26 protein-coding genes are annotated in these 25207 nt (G+C 39.6%); 15 read left to right on the top strand and 11 right to left on the bottom strand.

Features of this window, described 5'->3' with window-relative positions:
* The first annotated feature begins 78 nt into the window (after positions 1 to 78).
* On the top strand, positions 79 to 816 hold the full coding sequence (locus tag HBH39_RS19305; RefSeq protein WP_167680453.1) for a hypothetical protein: 738 nt from the start codon (positions 79 to 81) through the stop codon (positions 814 to 816).
* A gap of 310 nt (positions 817 to 1126) precedes the next feature.
* Here HBH39_RS19305 and HBH39_RS19300 read toward each other — a convergent pair whose 3' ends face one another.
* From HBH39_RS19300 to HBH39_RS19280, 5 genes are all read right to left on the bottom strand, one after another.
* Complete coding sequence (locus HBH39_RS19300) at positions 1127 to 1531, bottom strand: hypothetical protein (protein ID WP_167680452.1); 405 nt, start codon at positions 1529 to 1531, stop codon at positions 1127 to 1129.
* Positions 1532 to 1606: 75 nt separating this feature from the next.
* Entirely contained in the window at positions 1607 to 2401 is a 795-nt protein-coding gene (locus tag HBH39_RS19295) for a hypothetical protein (RefSeq protein WP_167680451.1), read from the bottom strand.
* Positions 2402 to 2597: 196 nt separating this feature from the next.
* Positions 2598 to 3650: a hypothetical protein gene (locus tag HBH39_RS19290; protein WP_167680450.1), complete on the bottom strand. Its 1053-nt coding sequence runs from the start codon at positions 3648 to 3650 to the stop codon at positions 2598 to 2600.
* An 83-nt stretch (positions 3651 to 3733) separates the two neighbouring features.
* On the bottom strand, positions 3734 to 4234 hold the full coding sequence (locus HBH39_RS19285; protein ID WP_167680449.1) for a hypothetical protein: 501 nt from the start codon (positions 4232 to 4234) through the stop codon (positions 3734 to 3736).
* Between the two features lie 79 nt (positions 4235 to 4313).
* Positions 4314 to 5165: a YfbR-like 5'-deoxynucleotidase gene (locus HBH39_RS19280; RefSeq protein WP_167680448.1), complete on the bottom strand. Its 852-nt coding sequence runs from the start codon at positions 5163 to 5165 to the stop codon at positions 4314 to 4316.
* 300 nt (positions 5166 to 5465) lie between these two features.
* Here HBH39_RS19280 and HBH39_RS19275 point away from each other — a divergent pair, with 300 nt between their 5' ends.
* A complete protein-coding gene (locus tag HBH39_RS19275; protein ID WP_167680447.1) occupies positions 5466 to 5924 on the top strand; it encodes a hypothetical protein in 459 nt (152 codons plus the stop codon).
* A 311-nt stretch (positions 5925 to 6235) separates the two neighbouring features.
* Here the strand turns inward: HBH39_RS19275 and HBH39_RS19270 are convergent, their stop codons facing one another.
* Positions 6236 to 7246 (bottom strand): hypothetical protein, encoded by a 1011-nt coding sequence (locus tag HBH39_RS19270; protein WP_167680446.1) that lies wholly within the window; start codon positions 7244 to 7246, stop codon positions 6236 to 6238.
* Positions 7247 to 7423: 177 nt separating this feature from the next.
* Here HBH39_RS19270 and HBH39_RS19265 point away from each other — a divergent pair, with 177 nt between their 5' ends.
* The 3 genes from HBH39_RS19265 (at position 7424) to HBH39_RS19255 (ending at position 9362) form a co-directional block, all read left to right on the top strand.
* On the top strand, positions 7424 to 7837 hold the full coding sequence (locus tag HBH39_RS19265; RefSeq protein WP_167680445.1) for a hypothetical protein: 414 nt from the start codon (positions 7424 to 7426) through the stop codon (positions 7835 to 7837).
* 25 nt (positions 7838 to 7862) lie between these two features.
* A complete protein-coding gene (locus HBH39_RS19260; protein WP_167680444.1) occupies positions 7863 to 8354 on the top strand; it encodes a hypothetical protein in 492 nt (163 codons plus the stop codon).
* A 147-nt stretch (positions 8355 to 8501) separates the two neighbouring features.
* The gene (locus HBH39_RS19255) at positions 8502 to 9362 is read left to right on the top strand and encodes a hypothetical protein (RefSeq protein ID WP_167680443.1); all 861 of its coding nucleotides are present in this window, start codon (positions 8502 to 8504) and stop codon (positions 9360 to 9362) included.
* Between the two features lie 108 nt (positions 9363 to 9470).
* Here HBH39_RS19255 and HBH39_RS19250 read toward each other — a convergent pair whose 3' ends face one another.
* The 4 genes from HBH39_RS19250 to HBH39_RS19235 all read right to left on the bottom strand — a co-directional run bounded on the left by HBH39_RS19250 (position 9471) and on the right by HBH39_RS19235 (position 11314).
* Positions 9471 to 9743: a hypothetical protein gene (locus tag HBH39_RS19250; RefSeq protein ID WP_167680442.1), complete on the bottom strand. Its 273-nt coding sequence runs from the start codon at positions 9741 to 9743 to the stop codon at positions 9471 to 9473.
* Between the two features lie 398 nt (positions 9744 to 10141).
* A complete protein-coding gene (locus tag HBH39_RS19245) occupies positions 10142 to 10582 on the bottom strand; it encodes a GIY-YIG nuclease family protein (protein ID WP_280117350.1) in 441 nt (146 codons plus the stop codon).
* 106 nt (positions 10583 to 10688) lie between these two features.
* The gene (locus HBH39_RS19240; RefSeq protein WP_167680440.1) at positions 10689 to 10958 is read right to left on the bottom strand and encodes a hypothetical protein; all 270 of its coding nucleotides are present in this window, start codon (positions 10956 to 10958) and stop codon (positions 10689 to 10691) included.
* Between the two features lie 2 nt (positions 10959 to 10960).
* Complete coding sequence (locus tag HBH39_RS19235; RefSeq protein ID WP_167680439.1) at positions 10961 to 11314, bottom strand: hypothetical protein; 354 nt, start codon at positions 11312 to 11314, stop codon at positions 10961 to 10963.
* A gap of 1686 nt (positions 11315 to 13000) precedes the next feature.
* Here HBH39_RS19235 and HBH39_RS19230 point away from each other — a divergent pair.
* A complete protein-coding gene (locus HBH39_RS19230) occupies positions 13001 to 14947 on the top strand; it encodes an LPD7 domain-containing protein (protein WP_167680438.1) in 1947 nt (648 codons plus the stop codon).
* Positions 14948 to 15006: 59 nt separating this feature from the next.
* On the opposite strand, the gene HBH39_RS19225 is transcribed toward HBH39_RS19230, so the two are convergent.
* Positions 15007 to 16698, bottom strand: coding sequence for a CHC2 zinc finger domain-containing protein (locus HBH39_RS19225; RefSeq protein WP_167680437.1), 1692 nt, complete (start codon positions 16696 to 16698; stop codon positions 15007 to 15009).
* A 465-nt stretch (positions 16699 to 17163) separates the two neighbouring features.
* Between HBH39_RS19225 and HBH39_RS19220 the strand changes: the two genes are divergently transcribed.
* From HBH39_RS19220 to HBH39_RS19180, 9 genes are all read left to right on the top strand, one after another.
* Positions 17164 to 18231 carry a hypothetical protein gene (locus HBH39_RS19220; protein WP_167680436.1) on the top strand — a complete coding sequence of 356 codons (1068 nt, stop codon included), beginning with the start codon at positions 17164 to 17166 and terminating at the stop codon, positions 18229 to 18231.
* The gene (locus tag HBH39_RS19215) at positions 18228 to 19289 is read left to right on the top strand and encodes a tetratricopeptide repeat protein (RefSeq protein ID WP_167680435.1); all 1062 of its coding nucleotides are present in this window, start codon (positions 18228 to 18230) and stop codon (positions 19287 to 19289) included. Before HBH39_RS19220 ends, HBH39_RS19215 begins: the two co-directional genes overlap by 4 nt.
* A gap of 63 nt (positions 19290 to 19352) precedes the next feature.
* Positions 19353 to 20228 (top strand): hypothetical protein, encoded by an 876-nt coding sequence (locus HBH39_RS19210; RefSeq protein WP_167680434.1) that lies wholly within the window; start codon positions 19353 to 19355, stop codon positions 20226 to 20228.
* 54 nt (positions 20229 to 20282) lie between these two features.
* On the top strand, positions 20283 to 21242 hold the full coding sequence (rdgC, locus tag HBH39_RS19205; RefSeq protein ID WP_167680433.1) for a recombination-associated protein RdgC: 960 nt from the start codon (positions 20283 to 20285) through the stop codon (positions 21240 to 21242).
* Between the two features lie 71 nt (positions 21243 to 21313).
* Positions 21314 to 21598, top strand: a complete 285-nt coding sequence (locus HBH39_RS19200; RefSeq protein ID WP_167680432.1) for a hypothetical protein — start codon at positions 21314 to 21316, stop codon at positions 21596 to 21598.
* A 24-nt stretch (positions 21599 to 21622) separates the two neighbouring features.
* Complete coding sequence (locus tag HBH39_RS19195) at positions 21623 to 22294, top strand: hypothetical protein (protein ID WP_167680431.1); 672 nt, start codon at positions 21623 to 21625, stop codon at positions 22292 to 22294.
* Position 22295: 1 nt separating this feature from the next.
* Positions 22296 to 22958 (top strand): VRR-NUC domain-containing protein, encoded by a 663-nt coding sequence (locus tag HBH39_RS19190; protein WP_167680430.1) that lies wholly within the window; start codon positions 22296 to 22298, stop codon positions 22956 to 22958.
* A 64-nt stretch (positions 22959 to 23022) separates the two neighbouring features.
* Positions 23023 to 24042 carry a hypothetical protein gene (locus HBH39_RS19185; RefSeq protein ID WP_167680429.1) on the top strand — a complete coding sequence of 340 codons (1020 nt, stop codon included), beginning with the start codon at positions 23023 to 23025 and terminating at the stop codon, positions 24040 to 24042.
* The gene (locus HBH39_RS19180) at positions 24032 to 25207 is read left to right on the top strand and encodes a hypothetical protein (protein ID WP_167680428.1); all 1176 of its coding nucleotides are present in this window, start codon (positions 24032 to 24034) and stop codon (positions 25205 to 25207) included. The genes HBH39_RS19185 and HBH39_RS19180 overlap by 11 nt, the downstream gene beginning before the upstream one ends.

The following is a 25207-nucleotide window of genomic DNA, read 5'->3' as shown; positions in this document are numbered from 1 at the left end:
TTGATTTAAGAGTTTAAAATTACTCAATGTCCACTACCACGCAGGTAGCTTCTTACTACATCAAACTAAGGACATTTTATGGAAAAGCAATTTGAAGGTTATTTAAACAAAGCGGAAATAAAGGCTGTGGTTGAAGGTAACGCAATTTTCTTCCCTGTTTCAGTAGAATATGTGAACCTTAATAAGTTTACCGGTGATGCAAGAAGCTTTGGTTATCACTTTGATGATGGACACTGCACCGTCGTTGAATATGAAAAGGCTATTGGTGCATTGGCTGATGATACCGTTGCGTTGATTAGACTGCTAAAAAACAAACCTCGTTCTCCAAGTGTCGGCATTGGTGCTATTGATACATTCGAGCATAGCGCTGATGTAGCTAATTCTTGGAAAGTGGGACTGAGCACTGACTGGGCTGAATCGAGATATCAACAATGGCTTAAAGAAGGCTTAATTGATGATGGTGAAACTAAAGAAGAATGGATTGCCAGCGAGCTTAATAGCTATCACTCGTGGCCACTGGAATGGATTCAAAAATACAATGCGCACAGAGAGCAATTAAACGCACCAACTGGTGAACTATCAGTTGTACTCAAACATAAAGAATTAACGCTATATCAAGATGAAAGCGAGCAATTTTTCTTTGAGACGAAATATTATGATCACGGCAAGCGTCAAAAGGCCGATCCGCAGTCAGCCAAAGCTTACATCGATTTATACAAAATATGGCAAGAGCAGGTGAAAGCTTATAGCGCATTAAGCGCGAAAGTGAACAAAAATCTAAAGCAGTTGCAAACCGTATTTGGTGCAGAGAGTTAATTAAATGATTGGGGCTTTGCCCCAATTTAAATCCAGATTCAGGGGTTGCGTATGAAAAGAGAAGAATACCAGCAAGCTAGGGTTAAATTAGGGCTTAAGGTCACGGGTGAGGGGCAATGGCTCGACACGCTTGGTATAAGCTACGACACACACAAGTCGTATAGCTCTGGTCGGAGCGAAGTCATGCGACCAGTGGCCAATCATATAGCCACTTTGCTTGCGCATAATGAATTTTTGCTTGCTCACCAGAAATGTAGGTAATTATTCCAGAGAAATACGATTTAACTTCGCCTGGGTACCTATCTTAATGCTATTTTGTGTCTTCATCGCACGCTTTTGCAAGCGTCTGCAATATCCACGGCGTTAATTTCATACCATCTTTATTCGCCTGTCTAATGATTTGCGCTTTAAACTGGCTGTTTATTCTGCACTGCAATTGTGTATCTGCAGGCAACTCTTTTTGAGCATTCGTGTTGCCAATATTGCCGTGTCGGTTTTTAGGTGCTTTTCCTGCAAATCCATCGCGATAACCATCACCAATTTCTTTGCGATACTCATCAGTGATCCCCATTTGCATATATTGATCATGCTCTTGCTCTGTACCAAAGCTTTCGCCATGATAACAGCGTCTTAAACCATGCTTATAGCCACGACTATAATCGCATGACATTTTTTCTGCAGTCAGCATATAGGCCTTAAATTTCTTAAATTCCATTGCTATACCTCTCATCAGTCATTAAACAGAAGTAAAAAAGGGACTATCAAGCCCCTTTATGACTATCTTAATGCGTTAATCAACTTCAACCGCATCGCTAATACCTGCATATTCGTACAACTCTTTAGCCAACCAGCGATGACCAAAGAACTTAATCACTTCATCTACAGTTTCACAGACTTTTCCAGAAAAGCGATCATGTTCACCTTGCCATCTTGTGCGGCCAATTTGCTGACAAATATATTTACCGCCTTTTGTTTTATAGAGCTTGAGTTCTGTCCATCGACCAACATCACCGCTATAACTGCCGCTTACCGCTTGATTATCTGAACTTGATGCACTCGCTATATGCTCGCCTGTAAAACGGATATTAGGCTCGTCGTCGATGTGAATTTCATATGTTTTCATATCACTGTCCTCGTCTATGTCAATGCACGTAATTTCAGCTTTTGGCAATTCAGCTTCTACCAAACATTCCCATTCGCAACCATTGAATTTCTCTCGAAGTAATTCATTGATTACCCAATCGGCCAACTCATCACCGTCTTCATCAACTAACTTAAAGCCAATTAACGTAAAGTCACAGCTAGAGCAATCATCACGTTCAATCGTAATTTCAAAATCATGTGCTGCTTGATAGGTTTCATCGCCCCCATTCGCCATCCATCCGAACTCAACTGTTAGTTCGCCGGATTTAGCGGTACAAGATCCGCCTACCCATGATTCAAAGCACGTTTCAAACTCATCATCACCATCTTGATTGTAGCCGGTTTGCCTTTCATGCTCTTGAAATTCTTCATTAATTGTTTCAACTGAATAGGTAAAAGTTAAATCGTTAAATTCATCTTCAGAAATAGCTAATACGTTCATAATATCAACCTATGTTATCTCAGTAGTCACCGCTGAGTTCGGCTATGGGTGTCTCCCATAACTAAAATCATACCTGCCTCGTTTTGATTTGTCAATACAAACAAAAAAGAAAATAAAATCAGTATGGATACCAGCTATACAGATAGAAAAAGCCGCTTCATTTGACTGAAACGGCGTTGCCGGGGTAGGCGTGGGATTATTTCACTAATGAGGTGTAGGATTTGACACAGAATCCGGTGATTTCACTGATTTTGTCACTAATTCCGTCCACCAGCTGCATTTCTAAATCTTCCCGACGACATTCAAAAGTCAGCTCCATTTCTGTCGGCAGTAAATCGTGGCCTTCGTCGTACACAATGTTATCTACTAACACAGAAAAGGTTTCTATTTGAGCGTCATGACTTGAGACATCATCGTTCTCATCAACCATAGCGGCATTAATGTCGAATAAATCAATATTACCTGAATGGTTTACTGACATCCCCACACTTGCCAGTACCTCGAATTTCTTGGCGGTCACTTCGATGATGTCTGACGGATACACAATAAATCCATCCACATCAAAGCAAGGCTGTCCATAGCAATGCTCATCAAATTTACCGTTGTTGAGATCTCTGGCCACTGCCCACGATGCTTGCTCAAGTTCTTCTTGATGCGTTAACGCCGCATTTCTATCAGTGCTGGTGGCTTTATAAAGCTGGCGATCTTCACCCGTAACATCACCAATTCGCCATGTGCTCACAAACACATAATATTTAGCTGCAAGGGCGGGGTCTTGCATAGTGCTCATTACGCTGGCATAGCAATGGGTGCAGACATCCTCAATCGTGTGATAATCAATATTTTCATGCAGTAAGAAATTGTGTTCAAATAAATCAGTGAGCTTTTCTACAAAGCCGTTTTGAACGCCCAAGGCTAACAAGATAGTCATGCCAAGGTACGAAAATTCATCATCATTTTCGTCAAAGTCTCGCTCTTCAAATGTCATATCCTTGTTGGCATAGTAATTGACTTGATCATCAATGGTTGTCGCATCAATTAGCCCATAATCCTCAACATCCGCAATAATCTCGTCTATTTGCGATTCCGTCATAGCGCCAACAGCCACAGCAACCGCTTCTTTCAGCAAGTTAAGGGCGTCATCTGTTGATTGTTCGCTTGTCGCAAACTCTTGCAACTTACGCTGCAATTCCGCAGGTAATGATAAAAGATCATTTAAGTGAATTTGTGTCGTAGAATATATGCTCATTATTAAGCCTCGTGTTTTTTGATGGTTTTTTGATGTTAGGTCGCAATTAACATCGGGTTGATTTAGGTTGAAATTCTGGGTGTTTAAATCCCTAAAATTTGACAGCGGATACGATGTATTTGGCGCAGGTAGTACACTATGCTGCGGATCTCGTTTCGTTCAGGGTTGGGGAATCGTTTCACTTCAGTTGCGAGCGCATTCCAATATCGCTCAAGATGTTTGAGTTCTTTGAGTGTCGGAGTGACGTCACTTATGATCTGCGCGATATAATCTTCTCCACCCGCAAAACGATCCACATCGATAGTCGCAATCTTAAATCCAATCGGCGCAGGTAAATATCTGCTCATGGCGATATTCCACCTTACCGTGACACCACGTAATTCACTTCTGTTCCAGTATTCTTCGCACAATAAAAACGGAACGTATTCTTCAAAAAAGGATTTAAGCTCATCAAAGCTATACGCTTGCTGACATAACGCTCTTAAATCATTCATCGCAAGGCCATTAATTTGATAAGGTCTGCCAATGTCACCAAACTTTAATTCGTTATAAGCGTCATTGGTTTCGGCTAAGTGATAAGGCATGATGTTACTCCTATCAAATTTTCTGCGATGTGCTGGGTGTTTTGCCACTCAGCGATGATTGCTAAGTGGCTGGTGGCGCTTATATGTGTGAATGAGCAACCAATTTATCGAATGACCATGAATACGCTTGGCCAAACGTTTGGTGAAACTCTTTTAAATACGTATTGGTTTCTGATCGAGTTTTCACTTCTTGCTGCAAACGGCTATAAGCCAAACCAAATTCTTTATGATTTCCCGCTTCACATTCATCTTGTGATTTACGCAGTGCATCATAGATATCCGCATTCTTAATAAGCGTTTTCACTTCTGGGCTTGGTGAAAGGTGAGTGGTATAAAAATCCTGTAGGGCAGTCGGTAAGGTACCTATCATTGCCTTTAATGCCTTTTTCTCAAACGCATCAAATGCTGCCGCTAGCTCTGGTGATGAGTTTTTAGATGGCTGCGCAACATCTTGGCAAACCACCTCTTGTAAATCATGTAGCAATCCATAGACAAGCACTTCAGTTAAATCAAAATCAGCACCATTTTTATTGGCAATTAACGCCATCATTAAGCCAATATGAGCAACACTGGCCGAGTGGCCTAACACATTATCTTCGCCCGTCACACCGCGCATTAATGGCCATCTTTTTAAATGGATTTGACGCTGACTTAACGCCATGAATGGACTTGGCTCATTGACTTCAATCGAGGCTACACTTTCATGAGAGCACGCATCTTCATCTTCATCAATCTCTTGCTCATCAATATTCAATGACCAGTAGCCTTTGTGTTCGCTACCATTAATCGCTATCCATAGTTCGCCTTGAGTATCACCAGTCTCACGGGCTTCCGTGATTTGTGAGAGCGCAATGCGAGCAAGGTTTTCTTCACCAACGACGTTTGCAATTTCTTCACTAATGAACCACTCAAAATTAAATGCTGCTTTCATCTTTGCCACCGATTGTTGTTTAACTTAACTTATAATCAGTATAGCTTGTTATTTAAAATATATCAATTAAAGGTTGCTATATTTTTTCAAAATAATTCAAAAACAGTATATTAGTAAGTGAAATGTAAATGTATGATTCTAATCAATCTAATAAGCTGGTGGACGGTGAGGAACATCATTCAAAAACGATTAAAGTAACTTTAATAAGCTACGTGCTTATTATTTTTATATCAATTAAGGGTTGAGCTAGTGAACTTAAAAAGGTAGAGTTATACCATCACAATTCTTTGGAGGTTAGCTATGAAACACTCAAATCAACTCTGCTCCATGACTTTTACTGAGATCCAATCTTACTTAAAGGCTAGATCACCTCACTTACAAATAGTGCAAACAAAGTGTAAGCATAATCAATCGAAAATTAGCTGGTGGATAGGCTTTGCTGGCATCAAATTTGAAGATTTTAATTATGTGGTTGGCTTCGACTTTACGCACGTAAAACATGAAGATAATCAAGTAAGCAAGAATGAAGTGCTTCGTTTAATTAGCCAATGTACACCTACCTTAAATAAACTAATACAACTGACAGCATTCCATGAAAACTGTTTGCAGCTAGAGTTAGAAGATGAAAAAAATGCGACTAATGATTATGACAAGTTAATGCGCTCAAGATTTGCCCACAATGCGAAAAGGACACTAGAAGCATTACAAAACATAAAGCATATTTTATACCCGCAACATACCATCGCAGATTTGAGTTGAACACGTTCAACTTTTTTAGTGAATGCTAGTGAATGCTAGTGAATGCTAGTGGATGCTAGTGGATGTGACTGTATAAAGTGGATACTAGAAATAGCCGCTTTAAATCTACATATCTGTATGTGTTGAACACGTTCAACTCTATATCTGTATGTGTTGAACACGTTCAACAAAAACAGATAGAAATAACAAAAAATTTCTAAATTTAATCAAAAATGCAGAAAAACGATAAGTTTTGATGAAAAGTCGTGTTTATTGTTCAATTTCCCAATAATCCAACGACTTTTCACCCATTTTGACCTGGTGTGCAGTTCTTAATGCACTTTATTGCTACTTGTCTCGTCAGCAACGTCACCAAAAAGATTTGTGCGGCCATCGAGGGAGTGTAGATATATAAATTTCAATAGGATGTCAGCATAATCCTCAAGCTGGCGGTTTTCTAAGTGATTTTTTAAATCATCTTCTATTCCCCAAGATCTTGATCCGTCTATCGTCGATTTGATAGGAATAGTGATATTTAAATATTTCCTCAGTGCCGTTAACGCATCTTGCATTACATATTCTTCAGGAATAGAGAATATGGTAAACATTCCTTGCGTTTCGCTACAGACCTCTACGCTGATATATGGCTTACCATCCTCGGTATTTGGCACTATGGTTAAGCTTTCAGAGCCTGTCATTAACGTTCCACAAAGCATCGCAAATTTAGCACGATTCTGCGTTGTATTTTGATTGCCAGTGTCGCTTAACCAATTGTAATAGGCAGCTTTATTGACCGCAGCGAAGCTAATCATTGGTAATGTTAAAAATTGCTCATTTTCATAATCTTCCTTTATCTGGCTGTGTAACATTTTTAATTTATTTCTCTCATGCTTATCAGCACTTTGCGCGTATGTTTCCAGTTCAGATAAAATCATTTCAGTATAGTCAGGCTCATTTAAAGACATGATTTCTGAGTTTAACCGAGCAAGGCAAGCGGTATGCATATGCACATGGGGAATGTCCTCTCGAAACTTGTCATCGGTCAACTCTTCATAGTCATCATTGGTATCATAAGCAGTCAATATGATACTGGGGATTGCAGCAATATCTTCTTTCTGTAGTAACGTCGTCGCACAGATTGACATAATGCTGTAAAACCAAATTTCTTTTACCTCGTCTATCGTCGCGTTTAATTCTATTAGTTCGCCTTCAACATAATCAGGTATAGGCACTCCCATCGACCACGCTTCGACCTGTTCTGATTCTACGCCTATCACCTCGGCAAACTCACTATTAGACAGTCCACATGATCTCAGATTCATATTAAATTCTAGTTTGTTCATTCGTTGATTTTCACTTTTAAGTTCGTATTTTCTTGCACATATCACAAAGACTAGCAGGTTTTAACAAGAGATAATACACCTTCAAAGGCTATCAATTAAAGGTTGCGTTTCTTGTCGTTTAATCTATACTTACTCTATCAAATACATTATTGCGACCAATGTAATCACGAGGCTACTATGACGACTACAACTCTAAAACCCAAATACATGCATTTAACACAATACAGTCGTTCAGGGGTTTATAACGAATCTCAAATCTTAGATCTAGCGCTAGAAATGGGCAGTCTAGTTACCATGCCCAGCCCGGGCAGACTGAAGGTAAGCAATAACATCGCCGCGTTTACTTTTGATCTCAATATCGATGATGAAAATGACCACGGCTGCGACGATTACACCTTGACCTCTATTACAAAGCGCATCAAACCTCGTGTGGGTGCAACCATCGTTGCCACTTGCTGCATTAGCAGACCACTACTGACTCAGGGTGACACAGCAACACTCGTGCGAGTTAATGACAACGGTAGCTGGCGATGCTCGGTGAAAAACGCTGAGTTCGATGTCTTTTCAGCACATTATTTTGTTGTTTGTTAACACTGCAATAACCGCTAAGATTTTTATGTCTGCCACCAATATTAATGAGGCTTTTATGAATACGTTTACTCTGACTCAAGACCGTACTCTTATTGAGAAAAGGCGATTACTCTCTAACAACGCTCTCAAAGCCGATTATGTTGTCGGCATTTGTGCTAATAATTCGCCGCTGGTGGCCATCGCATTTAATGTGAAACGCTGCGAAGTTTGTCATCAAACTGGTGACACAACGCTTGTAGAACATCATCTCAAACTTTATTCTGTGGAATGCAAGTTACCCAAAGAGACTGCAATGTGTGACGTCACTCTTACAATGCTTTCTCAGTGGTTATCGAAAGAAATTTGCGTGGATGCTATTCATCGTTCAAAAATACGAAGGCACAGCAATCCATCGTATGCTTACAGCATTATTACTGACTCTGACGATAAAACACTTCAACGTATCATCAACAATATCAATGGTGATTACCTTAAAGAGATTTTTTGTTCACTTGGTTACATTGTTAATCCAGCGTAGAAAGGTATCGGTGGATTTGCCCCGTTAAGTTGCCCTGGGGCAATTGTCATATCTTGACTATTAACATTATCAATAGCGTCTTTTGTTGATATGATACAAATATACTTATTTATTATCTTTTAATTACCTGCTTTCTAAGGCGTTTAAGTGCAAGATCCCGAAATTGATTTTTTACTCAAGGAAAAAAAATTAACCTTGAGTTTTGATGAGTGTATTTATTTTGCCCAAAAGAGTCTTGATTTTGATCAATTCACTCAACGATACCCTTTTCACTACAATCGTGCCTTTGAAAATGATTGGCTAGAACTTTGTTCATTACAATTCAGTTTATCTAACGTCACCAAAATCACAGAAATTGAATGTTTAAATGCCGCAGCCAGAAGTGGCCATATGTTCATATTTAGAGAGTTTTTTCCGCATCACTACACATACGCGCTTAATGAAGGTTTGTTAAAGTCATGCAAGCAAGAAATCGATTTTACTAGCTTGCTAAACAAAAAGGATTTAAAGCGCCATTTTGCGTTGGTCAAATCAAAGGAAAAGGCGAAAGCTGATAAGTTAACTTGGATCATGGAAAGTAGTTTAGCTCAAAAGGGTAAGCAAAAAGATCTTGGATATAAGCCAAGAGCAAGCTTTCACAAGTTTCTTGAAGATCATGATTACGAACTCACAATGCCGCTGAGTGAAGATGTCACTCTCGCGCTTGAAGAGTGTCGCGATCTTGATGAGTTACGCCTTAAATACCCGAAAGAATATAACAAGGCTGTAAGACAAAGCTGGATTAGTCGATGCAAAGTTATCTTAAATAAGAAAAAACCTAAAGACGAATCTGTGCAAATCTTACCTATTAGTTTTATCAAGCACTCCATCACTCGTGAAGATTGCATTGCAGATGCCCGAAAATATGAAACTCGAACTGATTGGCAAAACAACAGCTTTCAGATCCATAACAGAGCACGAAAAATGAATTGGCTTAGTGATTGCTGTAGACACATGAAACAAAAATAGATGCGATTAATCGAAATCATCAGCATTATTTCCAAATAGCAAACGCAGCTGGTGGACTTATTCAACACCAGCTTGTCGTGGGCTTGAAAATATACAGATTAAAGAATGCTACTGCTTATCAATATCGTTTGGTATCTGAGCTTTGAATTTTGCTCGCAATGTCATTTTTAACAGACCTGTCATTATTAACTTAACAACAATACCAACCGCGACGTAAATTACCACACCGTAGAGCGCTTTGTTATCGACAAACAGGAAGTACAGACCCGAAATCACGAACCAGATGAATATGAAATTACTCAGTATGGTGATAGGATGAGCATTGCTTACAGCGTCAACCATATACTTTAATTGTTCTTCATCCATTTTATTTTCCTGCATATCATTTCCTTATTTTTTGTAGTTTTATGCGACCCAATCTAGTCGTCACTAAACTAGATCTTAAATCTTAGTACCAATACAACCATATCATTTTTTTTGTGCTGGTGGACTCAAATAACCACTGCTTATTAACTGCATCTGATTTCAATAGCGATTACTGTTTAGAAATCATCCTAGAAATCTGCAATCTAACCTGCACAGGGGCTTACCGAGTTTGCCTGGGTGAGTAATCTGTAACTCTTGGACACCGGGCAACAGAAGCTCTTCTATTTTTCTTTGGCAGGATTGCTCTGTTATCTGCAGGGAGGCGCCTTCCATGTTAAATGCGTTAAGTCTGATTCTACTTCATGTATATTTGTTGGGCGTCTAGTCCTTAATTGAAACTGTATCCAAGTTCATCACGACATCGCCTTTTGCCTTCCTTGTATGTTTTTCTTTCTAGCCAGCCAAAGTTGATATTTGCCTTTCATCAAATTTTTCAACTCTTCCTTTGTCGGCGGTGTCATCTTGCTAAAATCTGCGGCAGGTATTTCAACTAACTTATCATCCCAGTTCGCTGGGTAAGCCTCTTGAGATAAAGAAAATCCAGCCCCTCTCACGTTTGCAAAACCAACCGCTTTTGCAATACGCAGCACGCATTCTCTTTCTACGGCTTTGTATTTCCATTTTGATTGTTTGATCTCACTAATATGCAGAACTCGCAACGGCTTATACTTCTTTGTCCATGCCGATCCCGTTTTGCTATTCATCTTGAAGTGTGTCCAAAGCCTCAAGCCAACATCTTCAGCGATGCCAACATAATATTTTTGATTTTCCAACTCCAATACGTACAAATACATATATCACCACAAAACGATAGCAACGCAGCTTATTTTAAAAAACAAATAAAAACGAGCAACCTAAAAGATTGCTCGCATCATACGGTATCGGATTGATAAGCTTTATTCAGCTTGCATAACACTTAGCTCGGAAACCATTGCTGACCAAGTAGTCAACCTGAGCTGTCTTACCGCTGTTATTAATTTCACTTGCATCATATTCTATATTGGAAATAACGCGCTCTTGCTCATCTAAATCTTCAGTTGCGTTTAGCAACGGCATAGCTTTTCTATAAGCCATATCAACAACCATATCATCTAGATCTTCTATATCTAACGTGCGAAGAAAATTTAAAGTTACTTTAAGGGTGTTGTCCTGTGTAATTGCATTTCGCATGATTATTCTCCCTTACCAGATGAGAGGTAATATTCTGCAAACATGGTTGTGCCATCGTCGCGATGTTCAAATTCGATCACGATTACATTCTGGTACACCTTACAATCCATATACTCCCAGTGATTTAATTCTTCATCTTCCAATGGCTGTTCGTTCTCGTCCACAAAATCGAATCGAATGTCATAGTTAAATATTAATCCTACGGGTAGATGCTTGACTGGTTTGCTTTCGCTTTTTAAAGCATCAAACATCAAACGTGCCTGCTGGAATAGTTCATCTAGATCTTCGCTTTCTATTGCGATTTGGGATGGCACTAACTGATTAGAGTTGGTATACACATCAAGTATTAAATTCATGACATTGCCTCGTGGTTGATTAGCGGGTCGCAATCGCTAATTGAATTGACTGTTTTAGTTTAGTCTATATAAAATAAAACGCAACTCTCAGTTGATATATTTTATTTTATTTTATTTTATTAATGCCAATAAATAAATTTTAGTTGGTGGCATTTCTATATAGCTTCATTGGGCTAGTCAACATTGTGAGAATATTGCAATCAACGTACTTACCCGATTATCCAAAACCGTCTACCCAGAAATCACCAGCCAATTGAACACCAAAAATCACTGTAGCTTGCCCGGTGGATTTAACCTCCCACTCAGAAATCACCCGCCAATTGAACACCAGAAATCACTGTAACTTGCCCGGTGAATTTAACCTCCCAGCCAGAAATCACCCGCCATTTGAACACCAGAAATCACTGTAACTTGCCCGATCAATTTAACTTCTCAGATAGAAATCACCCGCCATTTGGACACCGAAAATCACTGTAACTTGCCCGGTGAATTTAATCTCCCAGCCAGAAATCACCCGCCATTTGGACACCGAAAATCACTGTAACTTGCCCGGTGAATTTAACCTCCCAGCCAGAAATCACCCGCCATTTGAACACCAGAAATCACTGTAACTTGCCCGATCAATTTAACTTCTCAGATAGAAATCACCCGCCATTTGAACACCAGAAATCACTGTGTTTTGCCGTGTTAATTTAACCTCCCAGTCAGAAATCACCCGCCAATTGAACACCAAAAATCACTGCAACTTGCCCGGTGAATTTAACCTCCCAGTCAGAAATCTCCCGCCAATTGGACACCAGAAATCACTGTGATTTACCGATCATTTTTCGATCCAAAAATCTGATTGGGTTTTACAGCAGGCTTGAAATGGATATTTACAGGGTTAAAAGGGTAACTGTTGACTGAAAAACACCGACTGGTATTCATAACTGTTGAAACAGTTACATTAATTTTTAAAATAAAGATGACGCAAGTGTCTGTTATCAAAGAAACTTTTGCGATTATGTGGATTTATAGCCTTAATCGTGCCGTTTAAAACCAGTAAATTAGATAGTTTTGCACCCCCTGCGTGGCAGAAAGGAAAAATCTGGATGCGGATTTACTTGTGATTTCAGTGCTTTATACAATCCTGAGTTTGGCATATAGGTATAAATCGATAATATTTTCGCTTATAACTGATATTTATGCCCTTTAAACCACTACTGGTTTGGCACAGTCTTGTGTGCTTAGTGAGCTTTTTATTATAAATCAACATCTAGAAGGCACTTGGTTTGGCACACACCTAAAATCGACTCAATTTTGTGGCGAAATTGCCATTCATTTGGATGTATTTAGCTTACTTACAGGGCTGGTTTGGCACAAGAAATCAGGCTTGTTAATTTTTGCAACTAAGTCAGAGGGTTGCGCGACTACAGTTTGGCACAGCGCAATTTAACCTCTCTCAATTTTGAATATTAGCCCCCGAAAAATTATTGACTCATCGCGTTTTAAGTTAGGTTTGGCACATACATATAGCTAAGGTGGTTTTCTTTATATTTAACAGAGATATAGACTCGACTGGTTTGGCACAGCTAAATATTATAATGCCAACCTCATATTCAGGGGCATTATCCTGCTAACCACGTTTTACATAGCCCTGTTGCGTGATATACTAATCATGTAACTTATAAGTATATGGGGTGTGTTATGTCGGCATTGAAAAGTTTTGAAGACGAATTGGATTCATTAAACAAATTTCCGAGTGTGGAGGATAACTTCGAGCCGGATTATGACAAGCTAGATGCACCGGAACTTGATGACAACAATGCTGATTGGGGTGACTTGGATGAGCTTGTTGCATTAGCGGAAGATGACGCGGATATAGCGGTGCATTCTGACCCTGTTTCATCTGATGACGTTACTGATGTGCGTGTTGCTTTAGATGAGATAACACCAGAAGAAGATGTCGCGGATATAGCGGAGCATTCTGACCCTGTTTCATCTGATGACGTTACTGATGTGTGTGTTGCTTTAGATGAGATAACACCAGAAGAAGATGTCGCGGATATAGCGGAGCATTCTGAACATGCTTCATCTGATGAAACCTCAGTTTCAAACATGGTTTTGGATGAGGCAATTCTAGAGGATGGTCATGCAAATAACATGGGCGATGACTCAAAGGCTAAGTTAGATGATCTGCCTGAGAGCGTTGAAAGCAAATTATCAGCATTTGCTAAATTAACGGAACAATTTATAAAGGATTGTGACGAAGAAGATCATTATTATGAAGAAAAAAACGAGGATATAATTGATGATGAAAATGGTTCTTTTGTTGAGCCAGATCTTGAGTCAGAACCAGATCCTGAAACGGATTACGCTTCCGATTACGCTTCAGTTTATGCGGCTCAAAATGAGTCACCTCTTTGTGATGACAATTCAGATGACATAGATTTTATCAATGCGGTAGAAAGCATTATTCATGATGATGAGCCACTAGATGAAACTGTAGCTTCATCGAATGAAAAAACTACTGAGGATACTGACGACAAGAATCAGGCTGATAAAGATGAGGATGATAGTAAGAGCACTTTTGTCGGTAATGTTCAGTCAGCTTACAATGTTATCCCTTTTAAAAACCCTAATAATGCTGAGGATGCGCCTGAATCAACTGCTTCTGAATCTAAAGTGGATGAAAATGAAAACGTTGAAAGTTCGGATACTAAAAAGACGAAATCTAACTCCCAACAGACTCCAACTGATTCATCCAAAACATTGCATGTTGAACCTAATAACAACGGCCAGAATTCACCTGCTGATAATACAGCGACTGGCAGATCTGAGAATAAGCCAACTGAACCTTTGAATGTCGAAAAGGATGATAACCCTACGATTGACCGCCGGTTACTTTCTAACAGTTACATGAGAAGCATTGTGAATAATTTTTTCTTGCATAAGAAATTGGGTTCTAACTTATGTGAAGTGAATGCTGATTTAGGCTGCTTAGAAATCAACTTGCGTAATAATGTGACGATTAAAGATTACTATGGAAAATTTTCTGTTGATTCTGACTCACCTGAAGCTACCGCTGCTGCAGCTGTAAGCGCTGCTAAGATGAAAGGATGGAAAAGTATCAAGGTACATGGCGATGCTGACTATGTTGAAGCCATGGTTAATGCCTGTAAGAGTGCAGGTATCGGGGTTAAATTTGACCGGAATTACAGCAATATCGCTGCGCTTAGACAAGCCGCTAAAGAAGCGGCTGCTGAAAAAATGCCTGGTATGTTTAATAAACAATCTTCTGCCGATGAAAATGCGAATACGAATGAAGCTAGTAAAGCTCAAAGCGAAAATAATGCCGATCAACCAAGCCCAAAAGCTGACAAGAGCGAGGCCGCTGCAAAGGATGAGCAAGTAGTTAAAGATGCCAAACCATCACCAGAGCCATCGAAGCCTAAAACTGATGAGGCTAAGTCTGCGAGCGAAAAAGCAGAGCCTTCAAATGAAGATAATGATTCAGAGAGTGATGTTAAGGCCGAGGTCAAGTCTGGTGATGCTAATGAACAACCATCGGAAGACACTAACAGTGAAGCCTCTACTGGCGGCAAAGAGTTAGAACCACTACCTTTGACCTCATCCCAAGACAGATTCTTCTAGTGGCAATAAGTCATTAAAAAACTCCATAATCGATTATGGAGTTTTTTTTGGCTTTTTTTTCACATACTGGGACTTGATATTGGTTGTGTGTGATTCGGTTTTTGGGGCAGGGCTGTTAGTAGGTTATGACTTGTGCAAATGTAATCCACCAGCATTTTGGCATCAATTAAAAAACCGTCATCCAGCATGAAGTCACTTAAATTACTATTCACCTGAAACTTTTCAATTTCGTCGAGCGCTTCATTTAAATCCTGCTGACTGATATATCCATGATCATTCAAGATTTTATGGACCTTAGCGAATGAGTTATCTTCGCCTAAGATTTTAATCAGACTTTCACTGATCTCATTTGTGATTGATGGCTCCGCAACACCTTTTGATTCAAGTATTAGTAACGCCGTTAGTGTGTCGATATCTTTGACTGATACACCACCTAGCACTTGTTTTGCATAGGCTAGATGTTTATCCATTAGTTCATGCTCGGATTGCTTTATTTTCCTTGCGATATGTTCATCTATATTTTCAGAAGCTAAATGTAAAATTTGTTGAGGGTTTAATCTTGTACATTTGCCGATTGAATCAGCGATTAAATAGAGCATTAACGGCATCCCGTTATGTTTTGTACTTTGCTCATAAGTTTCAAGTAGCAATTGTGCCATTTCATCTTTGAAAGAAGGCGCGAAAGTATCTTTATCTCGGATCAGCTCTCTTGCTATATAGTCATGCCAGCTGTTCGCTTTCGATAGTATTGTTGGCAGTACATCATTACCATTAGCCGCCACCATTGCGTTCAGCGATATTTTTTCGCTTATGACAAGGATATTTAAACCATATAGGTTGTTTGATGTTTTGATGGCAGATAGCAGATCCATCGCAAGCGCTTTAGTGCGTTCAGGATCGTTCTTCACTATAAAATAGGTAGTATCAGCTCTATAAGCACGTAGCATTTCAGTCGTTAGACTTTTTGCTTTCGTATCTGCAGCGCACATATAATTTGGTATGCCGAGATCGTAACACTTAATAGCATCTAGCATATCCGTACTGATGATGAGGGGTTTATTTTTAACAAACGTCTTGCTTGGGTTATATAGTAAGCCTCTATCCGCACCTTTAGGTCCGATTAAGTAAGGCTCGTTTTTTGAGTTAACATACAATCCTGCAAATTTTTTGTTTGCCCTGTAAAGAGGTACAACTAATGCGTTTGTATCGGAAGGGACTTTTAGATACCCCGAATGAAAGTTTATTTTGCCAGCCAACTTTTTCAGCGCATCATCATTTCGAATACTATTCTGGACGGCCAAACTATTCGTCGCGCCCCCCAGTTCGAGTTGTTCTATTGTCTTTTGTGAAATGCCAAGGGTTTCGTTAAGTGGAGATTGATTCTTATTGAACACTTTCTGTATGAATCTGACTAATGATATTTCGGCATCGTTTGTCGTGTTTTTAGGCGCACTCTTCTTTTCGTACTCCACGGTAAGGCCAAATTTGCCAGCAATAGTTTCAACTGCATCTGCAAAACCAATTGATTCAAACGTCATGACAAAATCAATGATCCCGCCATGTTCACCGCAACCAAAACAATGATAGAGGTCTTTATTCTCATTCACTTTGAACGAAGGACTACTTTCTGTATGGAATGGACAGCAAGCAACATATTCTTTGCCTTGCTTCTTCAGTGGGACATAGGAATCGATAAGGTCAACAATGGATACCGAATGCTTTAATGATTCTATGAATGACTTTGAAATCATAATCAACCCAATATATACATGATAAGTACATTTTACATCATTTTATGTCATTGTCATCTTTTCGAGGTTATCTTTTTGGGGCTTTCTTATGGGCGTGATATGCCAAATACACAAAACGGCTGTGCTACTGAAGGTCACATAAAAATTGGCCGATTTTGGCATTTTTGGCTTATTTTTCGATATTTTTGCAACTGAGTGTCACAAATTTCTCGCTCGGTGTGACAGTCAGTAGCGTTTTTTAACAAAAAGTGTCCTTTCTCCCAATGGGCGGTATCAACTAGATTGCGTTTTTAATGCAACTGAGTGTCACACGAATTATTGTGGCTCGGCCAACCTGATTTTAAAGTAACTTTAAAGGCTTTCAGCCTTAAAAAAGTCAGCTCACACTGTCTATTAATACTTGGATGTTTGCTTTATAAGTGCTAACCTTGATTTATTTATCATGTATCTGAAAGGTGTATTGTAATGTGGAAGGAAACAACCGTATTACCCAAGACATTCTCAAAAAACTCTGCATTCATTGGGCTTATGGGCGGTCTTGCTCTGTCATATTTGTTGGTAGGCTCTGGCACTGTTGTCTCGTGCGACTCGCAAGAAACATTTTCAAAGAAGTTATTTGAAAGGTTTCCCTCGCTGATTGGTGAGGCATACGCATTTGAAACTCCGGTCTGCAATGTATTTGCGGTAAAGCATGGTGATTCATACGCATTTTTTGATAACGACCTTAAAGTCAGCATCCAAGGTGATATGGCCGTCTTGCAAGAATCGGGTAAAAAGCCAGTGACAATATTCGGCGCTTCTAAAAACTCGCCAGCAAGCGATGTGCTTACGTCGTATAGTGAATCGACTTACCGATTGGATGCTAATCATGGCAAATATGAAATTGGTTATGATGATAGTGTTATAGCGAGCAATCCAACATCAGTTAAGACCCCTTCAACGCCTTCATCTAAAGATGTTACTGAGCAGGTACCTGGTTTACCCAAATCCCCTAGCTCTCATGTCGGTATAACAAATAAAGCGGTGAACGCTGACCTCAAAAATTTAGATTTTTCTATATTGCCAGTTTATAAAGCCCAAAACAGCCGAGGTGCATTACTTACTTTCGTTGATACATCGTGTCCTGCCTGTCGTCGCTATACAGACAATATTGCAGACTTAAACGCTAACGGCATTGATGTTTATCTAGCACCATTCCCTCGCTCGGGTAGTGATTCCTCTGTGGGTAGAAAAATGCTGTCGTATTGGTGTGCTAATTACATCAATAACCAATCAAATACAGAGCTCATCATTAAATCATTTAAAGGTGCATCATTACCTGCTCATTCTTGTGATGACGAGCTCTATCAGCAGAAGTTTAATCTCTTTGTTGATTTCGGCATTCGACATTTAAATAAAACAACACCCGTTTCCTTTACTAATAATGGCATCACGATCATTGCTAATCATCCAACTGACACGTTTTTGAGTGCGTTTAAGTTCGGTGATCAAATGTCAGCATTTGTTTCATCTAAATCGGAGTCCCAGAAATGAAAAAAACAACTTTAGCTACTGTATGTGCAATTTTACTCTTGGGTGCGGGTTGTGCTGCAAGTCCATTACAAGCAGAGGCAGAAGCAAATATTCCCAATGCACAATATAAATATGGCCTTCAATTAATCGCAGCAGAGAATTTTGCACAAGGCAAAGCATATATTTTAAAGTCCATGCAGGCAGGTGATCAGGAAGCGATTCAGTTTTGGGATACTTATGAGCAATGGGTAAACACCCTTATTAAAGCCAAACAAGGCGATATAGCTTCGCAACGTGAAGTAGGCTACAACTATTCACTTGATAACTCCCCCGTATCGACGGTTCATGATCCCGAACTAACACTGAAATGGCTATCCAACGCATCGGAGCAGGGTGATCATCATTCTTCCTTCTTGCTGGGTCAGCTTTATAGTGAGGGGCGTGTATTTAATCAGGATGAAAAAACGGCATTTGATTGGTTTTATAAAGCAGCAAGACAAGGCAGTCCTGATGGCAAGTTTGAACTTTATCGGCGTTATTTGGTTGGCAATGGTGTGAACAAAGACGCCGAATCAGCGGAATTTTGGTTAAAATCGGCTGTTATAGATGGCCAAGCAGACGCCAGTGTTGCCCTGATTGATCACTATTACTTAGGTAGCGCCAATCAAAACCTTGCTCATGCAACTCATTGGCTTGCAGTGCAAGGCGATAAGCAAAGAATAGCCCCAATTTTGCCATACCTATCGAAACTTAAAACGGTCAAAAGCATGCCTGCCGTTTATAGCTCATTCGACTCAGATACCGTCATAGGTCAGTTAAAGGCTGGTTCTGATCTCTACGCACTTTATTTTGAAGGGGATTGGGTTGAAGTCTTTTCTCCGCGCCAAAATTTGTTGGGCGTGATGCATGTTAATGATGTCAGTGTGCAGCAAAAGCCACGTTCATGGGCATTGAAGAATAATTATCAACTTTGTAAGGTCGAATGTAATAGTCGCATGTGCTACCAAACTAATGCTGATGGCACCTATACCGAATATTCGTTTGATCCTGATAAAGCGGCGATGTGTCTTTCATATTAACTTGCAATTTCTTACAATCAATGTAAAAATGAATATACTTATGATGTACCAATTAGGTTAATTATGAAGCAGACGAGTGTTCACAATCATATCCAGCCAATTCGCTTTAATGGCAGTTATTTTGCCAATAAAAGCCTATTGGCTCGCTCGTATGGTGTCAACCCCCGCACTTTCTTGCAGCGTTTGCGTCATGGGGTACCTATTGTAGAGTCTTTAAAATCAAATCGACCACCGCAAAAGGGTTTAGGTTGCTTTTTTAACGGGAAAGTATTCAACAATATCGCTGAACTAGCTCATGAATACGGTGTGACACCAGATGCTTTAAGATCTCGTATTAAGAATAACTGGCCACTCGAAGAGGCGTTGGAGTTGATACCTCGTAAGCCAAAATTAGATTCTCGTTCTCTCATTGTTAATAATAAAAAATACCGTTCAATAAAAGAGGTGAGCAAATCGTTTGGGCTTGACCCTGATGTCGTTAAAAATCGATTTGTTCAGTATGGCTCTATTCAAGCTGCGGTCAGCCCTATCTTTGACCTTTATGCCAGCCCTTTACTGCTTTCAACCTTTAAGCCTGTTTATTTCCACCGAAAGATTTATCCCTCTATGAATGCCTTAATCAACAGCTTGATTAATAGCGGTATGATCACAGCATCTTCTTTAGCGGCATTCATCAGCGCATTAGCGGAATTTACAGAACGGGTGGATTTTTCTAGTTATGCTTCATTAGGCGAAATGGCTCTTTCCCATTCGGTCCCAATGCCTAAATCAATAGCCAGCTTTAATCAGTTTATAGATCTACTTCATCAACAGGTTTTTGGTTATCAATTCGATATGCTGTTTCATTTACATATGAATTTTATCTTGAACTGCGATGAATTTGTATTTTCATTTCTTGGCAAGGCCAATTTAGCTACGAGCCCGTTGTATAAAATTTAGTCTTACACACAGGTTGTTCAATAATTCTGTGGATAAACTTTTAAGGTACTGATTATGTTTAGTTCATTTTGTATATATAAGCTCGACCCTGACTGCGATGGAAAATTGCTAGAAGAAGCATTTTGGGATGGTGTAGCAACGAAACATACTATCGTGCCATTTTCTGATTTACCAGAAAGTGTTGCCAAAGGGGTTGATAGAGTTCATGGTTTTTGTACAGCAACACCTCAATTGGGTGATAAATCAATTAACTTTCATTCGAGTGATTTTACAATTTTGAATTACTGTATTGAAACTAAAAAGGTTAAACCTGCCATTCTAAAGCGTACCATTGCAAAACTTGAGAAAAAAGCGCTTGCCGAGTCTGGTCAGCCATTCGTATCAAAGGAACAAAAGAAAGAAATCAAAGCGCTTGCGAGAATTATGGAGTTAAAGCGTGCTGTTGAAGACCGATCTGAAACCCTGATTGTATTGAACCGCAGTGAAAATTGGCTTGTTGTGGGTGCTGGATCAGACAAAAAGTGCGACGAGATAATGTCCACTATACGTACATTGATAGACTCGTTTCCTGTTACTTTAGCGAAATCGTCTGCGGCCTCGACCATATTTACTGATTGGGTGAAATCAGGCGTTACGCCAGATGATTCTCGTTTAAATGACAGTTGCACACTGATGAGCAACACTTTAGGCAGCTCTGCGACATACAAGCATCAATCTGTGGCCACTGATGAAGAGATCCTGAAAAATATAGAAAAAAATAAAGAAGTGGTGTCGCTATCTTTATCAGTTGGCGATGAGTCGAATGAGTTTGGTGTAGTCAGCTTCAACATTGCAGACACGTTAAAAGTCAGTGGGTTTAAGTTTAAAGCGTTAAAGAAAGACAAAGATTCTAAAGATGAATCAGACAATGCCGATGCGAACATTTTTCTATTTCTTCAACATTTATCTACTGTTTATCACTTTATTGAGGACAATATTATCAACTATACCGTTGACGCGGATGAGTTCAGCTAATGTTACACATATTCAAGTTCTTAGAGTATTTTAGTAACCTTATTTTTTCTATTATATTGAAGGAAGACAACATGACTGTTCAACGAAATGAATCCATATCTAGAATGGAGTTTGTCATTAATGAAATGACTACGTGTATTAACTTATTGAGCGGGTTAATCGATAACGAAACACAACCGGATCGTAAGTTAAAATTACAATCTTTAGCAGAGCAGGGAACTGCACTGTCAATGACGTTGCTAGAACTTAACAACAGTATTCTGAAAGAGTTTAATAGCGAACAGAAAAATGCTGTTATTAAGATCGTTGGTAATGCTGAAAAATGGTCAGCATTGGTGAAGCGTCTAGATATGTAAATCTTGCAATTGCTAGAGGTAAGTATGTCATATCGAGATGAAAATAGATCCATTGATGAGTTGGATGCTATTTATGGGCAGGCGAGTAATCTCTTCTACCAAACTTCCTTCGAGATCTCAAAGCTTGGGAGTAAAGTTTCCCCTTGGGTCGTATTTGCTGCGGGAGTTGTCTGTATGGAGGCTGGTGTGGCAGCTACTTATTTGGAATGGTCAAAAGATGTCGTGGCGGCAAATCCGTTTAGTGATATTTTGACTCATGATTATATTCATCAGGTTTTGTCGAATGAAAGGCAATTCGTCGGTGAATATGTCACTGCAGCAGGGGCTTGTATTTCATTGAACAGCCCATTGATTGCTGGTTGCATCAATCACATCAAAGATTACCTGCATAATCAAGTAACCGACCCCCTCACAGCGAGTTTTAATCGCGTTGGCAATTTTCTTTCTGATAGATTCAAAGCTAATAATATTAAGGATGTTGCCGAAGCGATTGTGCTTTATCGTGAAGCCTTTGACAGAACAGCTCTTGAACCTGGTGAATCGTTTGTAAAAGCTTGGGAAAGGGCTGAGAGCCGTCTGATGGAAGCTAAAGGTCTAAATAGTGAAGCGCATTCTAGCTCTGTATTGCATGCGATTATCGACATTGAGCAGAATGCTCATGTTGTTGATTGCAGTCCTTCTTTCTTAGGTCGTTGACATGTTGCAGCTTAATGAGAGTCAGCTAAAACAGATTTTAAATAAATCTGGCTATGCTGTGCATTCATCCATAAGCCTTGCCAAGTCTTGCAAAAATTCCTCCAAAAAATCTGCTAGTCAGGGTAAAAGGATATCGCGCAAGAAAAAAAATGCGGTAGTCACGATAGCACCGGACCTGAATCGTCATGCCATGGCACTTTCAAAACTCAAACTCAATCCAGAGCTCGAAACGGGTACCGATATCAATGGTAACAAAGTCTCTCGGGCTAACTATGAGCATTGGGCGCAGGTGCGTTTGTTTGATTACCTTTATGAAAATCATCATGAATATTATCTCGACTTCGCAGCGGTACCTAATGGCGGCTTGCGAACCCTTACTGGCGCTAAAGAGCTGCTTGATGAGGGTGTGAGAAATGGCTTTCCAGATATTGTCGGTGATTTGCCTAAGTCTGTTTATATAGGCCTTCGCATTGAGTTAAAACATGGCAACAATAAACCCTCACCAGATCAAATCGCTCAATTAAAGCGTAAACGTTCTCGTGGTTACTTTTGTGCGTTGTGTTACTCGTTTGATGAGGCCAGAGAAGTCGTCGATGAGTATTTGGCATTACAGGATGCGCAGGTGATGACTTGGTGCAAGAACGAGCGTCTTTGGAGGGCATAATTGTTTAATTTTTCCTCGCCTGCTATAATACTTTTCATGCACACGAAAAGTATAGGCGGCAGTGATGGAGAAATTAAAATTAGATTTCGATTTAGCTTCATCTGATTTGGACAGTTTGTTTGAATCGCTTGCGGCTATTCAATTGAATTTCGTCGGAACCAATAAAAGCCTTTTTAATTACGCAAATAACACCGAGCATTTTACATTCAATTGTTGCTTGGACCTGCTTTCAACGCGGGAAAGATCATTGCTATTAAAGCGCTTTTCAAATGAATTCAATCAGTTTATTGCTCATGCGGGTTTTGTAAAACTGTTCTTTAACAGTGAATTTGGTATGTTCGGACGGCTGCTATATCATCTGCATCATGAGGGATATGAAGATACGCTATCCAATACCCTGTTGTTTTATTCGACCATCGACCATCAATTAGATGATCGTTGTGCCAACTCACTTTTAAGCCTTTCTCTTGTTTCCCAACCATATCTTGCTAAATTGATTCTGTCTGCACCGCAACTTATTGCAGCACCAGATCTTTCAAAATGTATTTCAAGCATACTGTATCGACTTACCCCAGATGAAGTGGTTGATATCAACTGCGAGACACTATTTCTCTACACGCTTTGCGTGAACAACCTAAAAGAAACCTTACTTCCGTTTTTATTGCAGCATAACCTATTTCCAAAGCTCATTCGCTCGTCTTCGGATATGCACGTTACCGCGAAATTTACTGTTGAGTGGTGTAACTTAGCATCTGCCGAACCACAGGATGTTATCTTGATGCTCCATAGCGACATCTTTCAGCATCATCTTCACCTCCACAGTTTTTTGATCTACCTTGTTGATGAACTCTTCTCTCAATTGTCTGAGGTAAAAGCAAAACAGTTCTTATTTGAAATTCTTTGTTATTGCAGTGCAGTTTATCCTGATTCGCATTTGCAGCAACTTACGGCACTCAAAGATAAACTGGCAACCCTTTCGTCTGGTCAATACAAGCAACTCATTAGAGTTTGCTACTACAAAGGCCCAGAATCATTATCTTTGCTATTTCATGATGAAAAACGAGGTCACGACCATGCAGCATGATCCTAATCAATCGTATTTAGCACTGGCCAATGACTTCTCTTTAGCATGTCAGGCTCAAGTTGCACCACTTAAGTCATTCACCCATGATTTAACAAGTTTGTTCAACAAGGCTGTCAGTGAGTATTTAGATGGCTTGTTTGCAGAATATATCGGTTTAGCAGAGGAATTTTCATCTTTACGCTCAACTAACTTAGCTAAAGACCCATTATTTTTTGAAGAGATGTGGCTTGGGATTAATGACAGCGATTTTAGTATAGATGTAAGCGAGTTTGATTTTAGGTCAGCATTTATTCTGTATGACGTTCTTTGTTCAAATCGCACTGAACTAAACCAAATTCACAGTGTAAGTATCTTCAGCAATTACCGAAACAAACTTATATTTAATGTGGAAATTGGAGAGGGTGATGGGCGCATTGGTGGCATTGATTACAATGTAACTGACCGAGCCCTCAAGTTCCATAATGAAAGGGATTCTAAGAACCTCTATTTGCCTATTGCTGATGGATGCTTAGATAAAAAACTTATTGATTCTTTATCTCATGGTGACTATTTGTTTGAAAATATCGTAAGATTTGATGAGCTTATGGCACATAAAGATTCGGCAGATCCAAGTTTTGTTGTTGCTCAATTGGGTTCATTTGATGATTATTGTGATTTACTGGTTAATGGCATTGCGATAGCGATGATGAATCCCGATTTCGATTTCAGTCATCTATCTGCGTTATTTCAATCAGAGCGCTTTGCTGAGTTTAGAAGAGACACCGTTAAACAAGCCAAATATAATATTATCGGCTGGACACATCCAGATGATTTTGAAGCCTTTTTGTCAGCGCTTTATTCTCTATCAACACGTAACACGTTTATGCCAATTCTCGATTTTTTTGAGGCAGACATGATCCAACATTGGCTGGATAGATCTGGCATATTTGATAACGAGCAGGTCTTACTAAAACATCTAGTCACACTCGATTCGTTTCCTGATCGGGGTTATTTTACAGAAGATCGTATACCGTTGATGGTAGAGAATTATGAGAAAGTGAAAGATTATAAAGATTGCCTGAAATTGTCTGAATCACTCGAAGAAGCGATTCAGAACATAGGTAGCGTTGGTGATGCGGTATTGGACGATAATACGTTGGAGAGTCATTTCGATAACAGCTTGTGA

It is taken from the genome of Shewanella aestuarii (assembly GCF_011765625.1).
In the GTDB taxonomy this organism is placed as follows: Bacteria; Pseudomonadota; Gammaproteobacteria; order Enterobacterales; family Shewanellaceae; genus Shewanella; species Shewanella aestuarii_A.
This window is presented reverse-complemented; position numbering and strand designations above follow the sequence as displayed.